The following is a 9,614-nucleotide window of genomic DNA, read 5'->3' as shown; positions in this document are numbered from 1 at the left end:
TGGTGCCTGAAGAACAGGACATTGTTGTCACTCCAGAATATACCCTGAATTTCGACAATGCCGACGCCAAAATCAGCCAGTTCGATCTCAATGCCATTGAAGCTGCAAGCCAGATTGCAACAGATGACGATGAGATAGCCGCGCTGACCATTGGCGGCTCATTGTTGCAGAACTCGAAAGTGCGCAAAGACGTGCTATCCCGCGGGCCGCACAGCCTGTATTTGGTGCAGGATGCGCAACTTGAACATGCACTGCCTCTCGATACCGCAAAAGCGCTGGCGGCAGCAGTTGAAAAGATCGGCTTCGATTTACTGATCTTTGGTGAAGGTTCCGGCGACCTTTATGCCCAGCAGGTTGGCTTGCTGGTCGGAGAAATTCTGCAACTTCCGGTGATTAATGCAGTGAGTGCTATTCAGCGTCAGGGCAATACACTGGTGATTGAACGCACGCTTGAAGATGATGTTGAAGTTATTGAGCTCTCTGTTCCAGCCGTGCTCTGCGTCACCTCCGATATTAACATGCCACGCATTCCTCCGATGAAAGCCATTCTCGGCGCGGGTAAAAAACCGGTGGCAGGCAAGTGACATTGGCTGGAGCCAGAGCGCACCACTTGCTGAACGGACCGGCATTCGCGTACCGCCGCAAACAGAACGTAAGCACATCATTCTCGATAACGATTCGCCGGAGGCCATTGCCGAGCTGGCGGAACATCTGAAAAAAGCCCTGAACTGAAGCCTACGGAGAAGAAACGATGAGTCAATTAAACAGCGTCTGGGTCTTTAGCGATAATCCTGAACGTTATGCTGAACTGTTTGGCGGCGCGCAGCAATGGGGCCAACAGGTGTATGCCATTGTACAAAATACCGACCAGGCGCAGGCAGTTATGCCTTATGGTCCAAAATGTATTTATGTTCTTGAGCAAAATGATGCGCTGCAACGTACTGAAAATTACGCCGAAAGCATTGCTGCCCTGCTGAAAGATAAACACCCTTCTATGTTGCTGCTGGCCGCGACGAAACGCGGTAAAGCTCTGGCAGCACGGTTAAGTGTGCAACTGAATGCGGCGCTGGTGAACGATGCCACTGCGGTGGATATTGTCGATGGTCACATTTGCGCCGAACACCGGATGTATGGCGGGTTAGCGTTCGCACAGGAAAAGATCAATAGCCCGCTGGCGATCATTACCCTTGCGCCCGGTGTTCAGGAACCGTGCACCAGTGATACCTCTCATCAGTGTCCGACAGAAACGGTACCTTATGTTGCCCCGCGTCATGAAATTCTCTGTCGCGAACGCCGTGCGAAAGCGGCAAGCAGCGTGGACCTGAGCAAAGCAAAACGTGTGGTTGGCGTCGGTCGTGGTCTGGCAGCGCAGGATGACCTGAAAATGGTCCATGAAGAAGAGATGAAGAATTACGACCGCATTGAGAGTGCTGTGGTGTCCGTCATGCGGCGGCATGGGTGTAAGATTATCCAGACTCCTACCTTTGAGGATTATGATACCTATGGCACCTATTTCCCACAGCTCCAGCGGGAGATGATAAAAACCATCGGGCCCGACGGCGAGGTGCTGGTGATGCGGCCGGATGTGACGGTGCCGCTGGTGAAGACAGTGGCCCGGGAGTACCCCGATGCGTCCCAGCTTTTGAAGTTTGGTTATGTGTCCATGGTGTTCCGTGAATATTACGGAAAGTCCACCCACGGGAAATATTTCCTTCAGAGTGGTGTGGAGGTGCTGGGGGACGAGACGCCGGAGTGTGACGGCGAGGTCATGGTGATGGCGGCGGAGTTTTTGAAATCCGTAGGCATCAGGGATATGCGTATCGACCTGGGCACGGTGGCTTATATGGATGCCCTTTTTGAGGAGCTCCATCTGACGAAGGAGCAGCTTGCCCAGGTGCGGGAGTACATGGAGAAGCGGAATCTGGTGGCCTTTGACGGGCTGGTGGATGCGCTTCCCATTACGAAGATCCAGCGGGATGTGCTGCTGGAGCTGCCGCGGCTCTTTGGAGATTATGAATCCACCTTGAAGCGGGCGGAGGGGCTGTGCCTGAATCATGGCATGATGGAAGCCCTCAGCCGTCTCCGGAAGGTCTATGAGTATCTGGATGTTGCAGGCTACAGCGATTCGGTGCAGCTGGACTTTGCTTTTACCTCCCACATGGGCTACTATACGGACATGGTGTTCAAGATTTACGCCGATGGCGCCCTCTATTCCCTCATCAGCGGCGGCCGCTACGATTCCCTGGCCGCCCAGTTCCAGGTGCCCCGGCCGGCCTGCGGTTTTGGGCTCAATATGAATCTTCTCTATGAAGTGATGGCGGAGGAGGATCTTCTGGAAGAAATGGTTCCGTCCTGCGACCTGGCTGTGGTATACGATGAAGCGGACCGGGATTTGATCTTAACCCTCATGAACTGGCGGCAGAAGGGCTTTTCCGTTCTGGGCGTGAGCCGGAAGAACCGCATCATTCCCGGCGATTACCGTTTGATTGCTTCCTATGAGAAGGGCGCCTTCGTCATAGGAGAGGAAAGACTGTCGAAAGAGGAAATGGAAAGGAAACTGGGAGGACTTTGATATGCTTCATATAGCGCTGGCGAAAGGGCGTATTGCCAAGAAAGTAATGAAAAGCCTGTCTGATGGAGGATATTATTTCCCCGATTATTCCGATGACAGCAGGAAACTCATTTTCACCGACGATAAAGAGCGCATCCGCGTGACCCTGGTGAAGTCTCCGGACGTGACGGTGTATGTGCGGCGGGGCGCCGCCGATGCCGGCATTGTAGGCAAGGATGTGCTCATGGAAGACGGAGAAGAGGATGTGTATGAAATCCTTGATTTGGGTATCGGCAAATGCCGCATGGCGGTGTCCGGTATCAAGGGACACAAGGATGTGATGAACAAACGCATCCTCACCGTGGCTTCCAAGTATCCCTCCATTGCAAGGAAGTACTTTGCAGGCCGTTTCCAGCCCATCGATATCATCAAGCTGAACGGTTCCGTGGAGCTGGCTCCGCTGGTGGGGCTCTCCGATGTAATTGTGGATATTGTGGAAACAGGCACCACCCTTCGGGAAAACGGCCTGGAAGCCTACGATTATTTCATGGATTTCTCCGCCCGCCTCATCTGCAACAAGGTTTCCTTCAAGATGAAGCAGGACGAATTGAATCAGTTCATACAGGTGGTCAAAAAGGATTGACCACAGAAAGAAGGCATAGCAATGGAATGGATTAAAGTACCGGAAAAAGGGCTGACCCTCCGTGAAGTGAGGACCATGACCAATAGAAATGTAAATCTCTCGGATGATTTGGAAAAATCGGTGTCCGCTATTCTTTTGGAGGTAAAAGATGGGGGAGATGAGGCTATCCGGGCTCTCACGAAGAAATTCGACGGCGTGGACCTCACCGATTTCCGTGTAAGCGAAGAAGAAATCGAAGAGGCCGTGAAGACGGTGGGCCCCGATTTCCTCTCCGTGTTAAAGGAAGCAAAGGAAAACATTGAAGCCTTCCATAAGGAACAGGTACGGAAATCCTGGTCCAAAAACTTCAGGGATGGCGTGGAGCTGGGGGAGAGGTTCCTTCCCATCCAGCGGGTCGGCGTATATGTACCCGGCGGAAGGGCTGCCTATCCCTCCACGGTGCTCATGGACACGGTTCCGGCCATGGTGGCAGGATGTCCATCGGTGGCCATGGCTACTCCTCCCGGGAAAGACGGTAAAGTGAATCCCAATATCCTGGCTGCCGCCTATGTGGCAGGGGTGAAGGAAATCTACAAGGTCGGCGGTGCCCAGGGCATCGGCATGCTGGCCTACGGCACGGAAACCGTAGAGCCTGTGTTCAAAATCGTAGGACCCGGAAACGCTTTCGTGGCCATGGCCAAGCGCCTTGTTTTCGGCACCGTAGGCATCGACATGATCGCAGGGCCGTCGGAGGTATGCTGCGTGGCTGACGGCAGCGCCAATCCGAAGTGGATTGCGGCGGACCTTCTCTCCCAGGCGGAACATGACCCCAGGGCTGCGGTATTTCTCATTACACCGGATAAAGACTTCGGCCTGGCTGTGCAGAAGGAAATGGAAAAACAGATGAAGGAGCTTTCCCGCTATGAAATCATGAAGAGCTCCGTGGACCAGTACGCCAAGGCCTTCCTCTGTAAAGATGCGGAGCAGTGCTTTGACATTGTAAATAAAATTGCACCGGAACATTTGGAAGTGGAACTGCCGGATCCGAAGAAATACCTCCCCCTCATTTATAATGCCGGCGCCATTTTCCTTGGCAAATACACCTCCGAACCAATCGGAGACTACATGGCAGGCCCCAACCACACCCTGCCCACCTCCGGCACCGCAGCATTCTCTTCGCCCCTTGGGGTTTACGATTTCGTAAAGCACAGCAGCGTGGAATGCTACAGTGAAGAGGCGTTCCGGAAGATTTCCAAAAAGGTGCAGCTCTTTGCCAAGGCAGAAGGGCTTACCGCTCATGCTCATGCCATGGAGGTGCGTGATGAAGACTGAATGGCTTAGAAATACAATCAAAGACTTTGAGCCCTACTATGTGGCTCCTATTGCAGAAAAATATGTCATTAACGCCAATGAAAACTATTTCAACGTCCTTTCCATTCCGGCGGTGAAACAGGAACTCATTGAAGCGCTGGATACCTTTAAACCCCAGATTTACCCCAAACCCATGGCCGACGGCCTTCGGGAAGCTCTTGCGGACTATATCGGTGCCGCACCGGAAAATATCATCTGCGGCAACGGCGGCGATGAAATGATTACCTATCTCCTGGGCACTTTCCTGAACCCCGGAGATAAAATCCTCGTTCATTCTCCCACCTTCGACATGTACGAACTGGGAGCGGAAACCCTGGGCGCCGGCGCCATCAAAGTACGGGACCTGGCAGGCTACCGCCGGGACAAGGAAGGCATCCTTGATGCCGTCAAGAAGTACCAGCCGAAAATCACGGTCATCTGCAATCCAAACAACCCCACCGGCGACCTGCTGCCGGCCTCCTTTATCGAAGAAGTGCTGAAGGCGGCGGACAATCTGGTCTTCGTGGACGAAGCGTACATGGAATTTGCCCAGAAGGAAAGCGTGCTGCCCTTAATCAGCAGATACCCGAATCTGGTGGTGCTCCGCACCCTGTCCAAAGCCTTCGGCCTGGCAGGCATGCGCTGCGGATATCTGGTGGCAGATAAGGAAATCATCGACGCCATCGGTAAAATCAAAGCGCCCTACAACCTGAATTCCTTCACCCAGCTCTTTGCACCTATCGTATTGAAACACAGAGAAGAAATCCTCAAGGTAAGAGACGATATCGTAAAGGAAAGAAACCGCCTCTTCGACGAACTGGTGAAAATCCCGGGCCTTTCCGTATATCCCTCCTGCACCAATTTCCTTCTGGTCCAGGTGGAAAGCAGACATGAAGAAATCTTCAAAGCCCTGAAAGAAAAGGACATTCTGGTAAAGATTTATCGGAACAGCGCGGAACTCCCCAATGCCTACCGCATTTCAGTGACCACGAAGGACGTGGACGATACCCTCCTTGCGGTATTCCGGAAGGAGCTTTCATGAGAAAAGCGGACATTCATAGGAAAACAGGGGAAACCGACATTTCCATTTCCCTCTCCATAGACGGAAAAGGACGCTTTGAGGGCACCACGGGCATCGGCTTCTTCGACCACATGATGAACCTCCTTGCCTGCCACAGCGGCATGGACATTTCCATTTCCTGCAAGGGCGACCTGGAAGTGGACAACCATCATACCATCGAAGACCTGGGCATTGCCCTGGGAGATGTGTTCCTCAAAGCCCTGGGTGACAAGAAGGGTATCCGCCGCTACGGCGCCTTCTTCTGCCCCATGGATGAAACCCTCTCCCGCATTGTGCTGGACCTTTCCGGCCGCCCCTATTTCGTGTACGACGTGAAAATCCCGGTGGAGCGTATCGGTACCTTTGAAACGGAAATGACCAGGGAATTCTTCCTCGCCTTTGCCATGCACGGCATGATGAACCTGCACATGGCCTGCCTGTACGGCGAAAACGGCCATCACATCGTGGAGTCCCTCTTCAAGGGACTGGGCCATGCGCTGAAGGAAGCGGTCACCGTGGAAGGCGGCAGGGTATTATCGACAAAAGGAGTGCTCTGATGAAAACAGCCATTATTGATTACGACGCCGGCAACCTGGCCAATGTGGTCCGGGCGGCCACAAGGGCCGGTCTTGATGTAGTGGTGACTAGAAATCCCGCAGAAATCAGAGATGCTTCTGCCCTGGTCCTTCCCGGCGTGGGAGCCATGAGGGATGCCATGGACCATCTGAACGGCTACGGTTTGACCGGCATCATCCAGGAAGAAGTGAAAAAGGGCAAGAAGCTGGCAGGCATCTGCCTTGGCATGCAGGCCCTCTACGACGTATCCGAAGAAAACGGTCATATCCCCGCCCTGGGACTTCTCCCTGGGCGCATCGTCCGTTTTCCGGAAGGAAAGCTCAAAGTCCCCCATATGGGATGGAATGAACTGGTCATCCAAAGGCCCCACGAAGTGCTGGAAGGCCTTGCCCCTCATTCCTATGTGTATTTCGTCCATTCCTACTACAAAACTCCGGGACATACGGAGGACGTCATCGCTTCGGCAGACTATGGCGTCACCGTGCCGGCGGTGGTGGGAAAGGACAATGTATTAGGTTTCCAGTTCCACCCCGAAAAATCGGGACCCGTGGGGATGGCCATCTGGGAACGTTTAGCAAAGTGGTTGATGAAATGAAAATATTTCCCGCAATAGATATAGAAGACGGACACTGCGTGCGCCTGCAGCAGGGCCGAAAAGAAAACCTCACCGTGTACGGCGACGACCCGGTGAAAATGGCGCTGAAATGGCAGGAAGAGGGAGCCAAAGCCCTCCATGTGGTTGATCTGGACGGTGCTTTCAAGGGCGACGGCGTGAATAAGGAAATCATCCGCAAAATGTGCGAAGCCCTCACCATCCCCATCGAAGTGGGCGGCGGTATCCGCAGTGAAAAAGCCATTAAAGACTACCTGGACATGGGGGTCTACCGCGTCATCATCGGCTCCAAAGCCGCCGCGTCCCCTTACTTTGCCATCCAGGCCGCCAAAACATACGGCTCAGGCCACATCGCCGTATCCATCGACGCCAAGGGTGACGAAGTGGCCACCCACGGCTGGGTGGACGGCAGCAGCCGCAAAGTTATGACCTTCGCAGAAACCCTTTTGACCCACGGCGTGAATACGCTGATTTACACCGACATCAGCCGCGACGGCATGCTCTCCGGCCCTAACTTCGACATGATGAAAAAACTAGAGGCCCTGGAAGGTATCCGCCTCATCGCCTCCGGCGGCGTCTCCGGTGCCGAGGACCTTAGGAAACTGTCGGCCATGGGCGTCTACGGCGCCATCACCGGCAAAGCCCTCTACGAAGGAAAAGTGACTATGGAAGAAATCAGGGAGATACAGGAGTAGGGGAGCCGCATTGCGGCTCCCGGGTTCAGAGGGTTCAGAAGGTGCAAAGGGTTCAAAGGGGGGAGGTGGGCGCCCTTTGGAAATATAGGGGCGCCAGTTTGTATAAAACATTCACAATCGCCCTGACGGGCGAAGGAAAACAGGCCAACCGCGCCTTCGGCGCGATGAAAATTCTATCCCCCTTTGGTGCCTTACGGCACCACCTTTCCCCCTCTTCGAGGGGACACTATGGGTACTGTAAACTGTGCCACATGACATCGAGAGAAAGCGTAGAGCAGTTTATTTTCCCCCGGAATAGGTGTGGCAAGCGAACTTGGTTCGTAGGGGAGCGATACCGACCTGAGAACCAAATGAAACGCTTTCCCGTGGAGAAGTACCGCGCAGCGGGGATAGGGGTGCATTTCCAACGGGCGAAGCCCGGTTTTACGGTTTTCGCTGCCAACGGCAGCGCTTCCGCCAAAGGCGGCATACAAAAACTTTATTGCCGCGAAGCGGCAATCCACCACCCTCTGAACCTTCTGAACCCTTTGAACCTTCTGAACCCTTTGAACCTTCTGAACCCAGGGCTGCGAGGCAGCCCCTTATTTCCCCAGCAAAGGAGCATACTATGCTTGCAAAAAGAATCATCCCCTGTCTGGACGTGAACCATGGCAGGGTGGTCAAAGGAAAACAATTTCATCACCTGAAGGACGTGGATGATCCTGTGGCTTTAGGAAAATTCTACTCCGACTCCGGCGCCGATGAACTTGTATTTTACGACATCACCGCCACCCATGAGGGGCGGGAGACCTTCGTGGACACGGTGAAAGCCATTGCAGAAGAACTCACCATTCCCTTCACCGTTGGGGGCGGCATCCGCAAAGCCGACGATTTCCGCACCATGCTTCTGGCCGGCGCCGACAAGGTATCGGTGAACTCCGCCGCCGTCATGCATCCCGAAATCATCCGGGAAAGCGCGGAACGCTTCGGAAACCAGTGCGTGGTCCTTTCCATCGATGGCAAACGAAACGATGACGGCGGCTGGGACGTGTACATCGAAGGCGGAAGGAAGAACACCGGCATTTCCGTACTGGAATGGGCACGAAAGGGTATGGAGCTTGGGGCAGGGGAAATCTGCATGAACTCCATCGACACCGACGGCGAAAAAAATGGATACGACCTGGAACTCATGCACGTCCTGTCAGAACAGCTCTCCATACCCGTCATTGCCTCCGGCGGCGCAGGCAAAATGGAAGATTTCCTCAAAGCCTTTGAAGCAGGCTCCGATGCCGCCCTGGCAGCGTCGGTCTTCCACTTCGGCGAAATCGCCATTCCCGATTTGAAAAAATATCTGGCAGACCACGGCATTCCCGTGCGCATGTAAGGAGGATTTATGGAATCAGTAGACATAAAGAATATCAAATTTGATGAAAAAGGACTGGTGCCGGCGGTGGTGCAGGATGCCAGAAGCAGTGAAGTGCTCATGGTGGCCTACATGAATGCAGAATCCCTTGCCAAAACCGTGGAAAGCGGCGAAACCTGGTTCTTCAGCAGAAGCCGGCAGAAACTGTGGCACAAGGGCGAAGAATCCGGCCATTTCCAGCACGTGAAACGCATTTACGTAGACTGCGACGCCGACACCCTGGTCATCGAAGCTATCCCCGATGGCCCGGCCTGCCACACCGGAAACCGCAGCTGCTTCTACAGAAGTCTTGCCCAGTGGGATAACGAAAAGGCAGAAGGAACCCTCACCATCCTTCACACCCTCTTTGAAGAAATCAAAGACCGCCGTATCCATCCCCAGGAAAAATCCTATACCAACTACCTCCAGAAGGAAGGCAAAAATAAAATCGATAAAAAAATCGGCGAAGAAGCCTCCGAAGTCATTATCGCCGACCAGCACGAAGATAAAGAAGAAATCATAGACGAATCCTGCGACCTCCTCTACCATCTCTTCGTCCTCTGGGAAAACGCTGGCGTTGACCTCTACGACATTATGAAAAAACTGGAAGAACGGGACGAGAAAAAAGGAAATAAAAAAGTCGTGGGCCACCTGGATAAGACGTTCTGATGGGTAAGCGGAGAGCGGTTTATTCTGCCCCCTGAATAGGGGGAAGTCCGGCGAAGCCGGATAGGGGGTGGCGAACGCAGTGAGCCAATCAGCAGAA

General features: G+C 53.7%; 10 protein-coding genes and 1 pseudogene. All 11 read left to right on the top strand.

Features of this window, described 5'->3' with window-relative positions; all coding sequences use genetic code 11:
• Positions 1 to 584: electron transfer flavoprotein (locus tag QZQ29_RS07630; protein WP_296961989.1), on the top strand; the 584-nt coding region annotated here is incomplete at its 5' end.
• Between the two features lie 167 nt (positions 585 to 751).
• Positions 752 to 1,243 (top strand): annotated as a pseudogene (locus tag QZQ29_RS09270) (hypothetical protein); the annotation flags it as partial.
• Positions 1,244 to 1,315: 72 nt separating this feature from the next.
• On the top strand, positions 1,316 to 2,572 hold the full coding sequence (locus QZQ29_RS07625) for an ATP phosphoribosyltransferase regulatory subunit (RefSeq protein ID WP_296961986.1): 1,257 nt from the start codon (positions 1,316 to 1,318) through the stop codon (positions 2,570 to 2,572).
• Position 2,573: 1 nt separating this feature from the next.
• A complete protein-coding gene (gene hisG, locus QZQ29_RS07620; protein WP_296961983.1) occupies positions 2,574 to 3,194 on the top strand; it encodes an ATP phosphoribosyltransferase in 621 nt (206 codons plus the stop codon).
• A gap of 21 nt (positions 3,195 to 3,215) precedes the next feature.
• On the top strand, positions 3,216 to 4,505 hold the full coding sequence (hisD, locus tag QZQ29_RS07615; RefSeq protein ID WP_296961981.1) for a histidinol dehydrogenase: 1,290 nt from the start codon (positions 3,216 to 3,218) through the stop codon (positions 4,503 to 4,505).
• Positions 4,495 to 5,565, top strand: coding sequence for a histidinol-phosphate transaminase (hisC, locus tag QZQ29_RS07610; RefSeq protein ID WP_296961980.1), 1,071 nt, complete (start codon positions 4,495 to 4,497; stop codon positions 5,563 to 5,565). The genes hisD and hisC overlap by 11 nt, the downstream gene beginning before the upstream one ends.
• The gene (gene hisB, locus QZQ29_RS07605; protein ID WP_296961978.1) at positions 5,562 to 6,140 is read left to right on the top strand and encodes an imidazoleglycerol-phosphate dehydratase HisB; all 579 of its coding nucleotides are present in this window, start codon (positions 5,562 to 5,564) and stop codon (positions 6,138 to 6,140) included. The genes hisC and hisB overlap by 4 nt, the downstream gene beginning before the upstream one ends.
• Positions 6,140 to 6,754 carry an imidazole glycerol phosphate synthase subunit HisH gene (gene hisH / locus QZQ29_RS07600; protein ID WP_296961975.1) on the top strand — a complete coding sequence of 205 codons (615 nt, stop codon included), beginning with the start codon at positions 6,140 to 6,142 and terminating at the stop codon, positions 6,752 to 6,754. Before hisB ends, hisH begins: the two co-directional genes overlap by 1 nt.
• A complete protein-coding gene (gene hisA / locus QZQ29_RS07595; protein WP_296961973.1) occupies positions 6,751 to 7,467 on the top strand; it encodes a 1-(5-phosphoribosyl)-5-[(5-phosphoribosylamino)methylideneamino]imidazole-4-carboxamide isomerase in 717 nt (238 codons plus the stop codon). Before hisH ends, hisA begins: the two co-directional genes overlap by 4 nt.
• A gap of 607 nt (positions 7,468 to 8,074) precedes the next feature.
• Positions 8,075 to 8,830, top strand: coding sequence for an imidazole glycerol phosphate synthase subunit HisF (gene hisF, locus QZQ29_RS07590; RefSeq protein ID WP_296961972.1), 756 nt, complete (start codon positions 8,075 to 8,077; stop codon positions 8,828 to 8,830).
• Between the two features lie 9 nt (positions 8,831 to 8,839).
• Complete coding sequence (gene hisIE, locus QZQ29_RS07585) at positions 8,840 to 9,517, top strand: bifunctional phosphoribosyl-AMP cyclohydrolase/phosphoribosyl-ATP diphosphatase HisIE (protein ID WP_296961970.1); 678 nt, start codon at positions 8,840 to 8,842, stop codon at positions 9,515 to 9,517.
• The last annotated feature ends 97 nt before the right edge of the window (positions 9,518 to 9,614 follow it).

Source organism: uncultured Dialister sp. (genome assembly GCF_900538805.1).
GTDB lineage: Bacteria > Bacillota > Negativicutes > Veillonellales > Dialisteraceae > Dialister.
This window is presented reverse-complemented; position numbering and strand designations above follow the sequence as displayed.

Excerpts from the sequence above, each read along its gene's own strand:
- hisH (WP_296961975.1), top strand. The coding sequence starts at position 6,140 with ATGAAAACAGCCATTATTGATTACGACGCCGGCAACCTGGCCAATGTG.
- hisB (WP_296961978.1), top strand. The coding sequence starts at position 5,562 with ATGAGAAAAGCGGACATTCATAGGAAAACAGGGGAAACCGACATTTCC.
- hisD (WP_296961981.1), top strand. The coding sequence starts at position 3,216 with ATGGAATGGATTAAAGTACCGGAAAAAGGGCTGACCCTCCGTGAAGTG.
- hisF (WP_296961972.1), top strand. The coding sequence starts at position 8,075 with ATGCTTGCAAAAAGAATCATCCCCTGTCTGGACGTGAACCATGGCAGG.
- hisIE (WP_296961970.1), top strand. The coding sequence starts at position 8,840 with ATGGAATCAGTAGACATAAAGAATATCAAATTTGATGAAAAAGGACTG.
- hisG (WP_296961983.1), top strand. The coding sequence starts at position 2,574 with ATGCTTCATATAGCGCTGGCGAAAGGGCGTATTGCCAAGAAAGTAATG.
- hisC (WP_296961980.1), top strand. The coding sequence starts at position 4,495 with ATGAAGACTGAATGGCTTAGAAATACAATCAAAGACTTTGAGCCCTAC.
- hisA (WP_296961973.1), top strand. The coding sequence starts at position 6,751 with ATGAAAATATTTCCCGCAATAGATATAGAAGACGGACACTGCGTGCGC.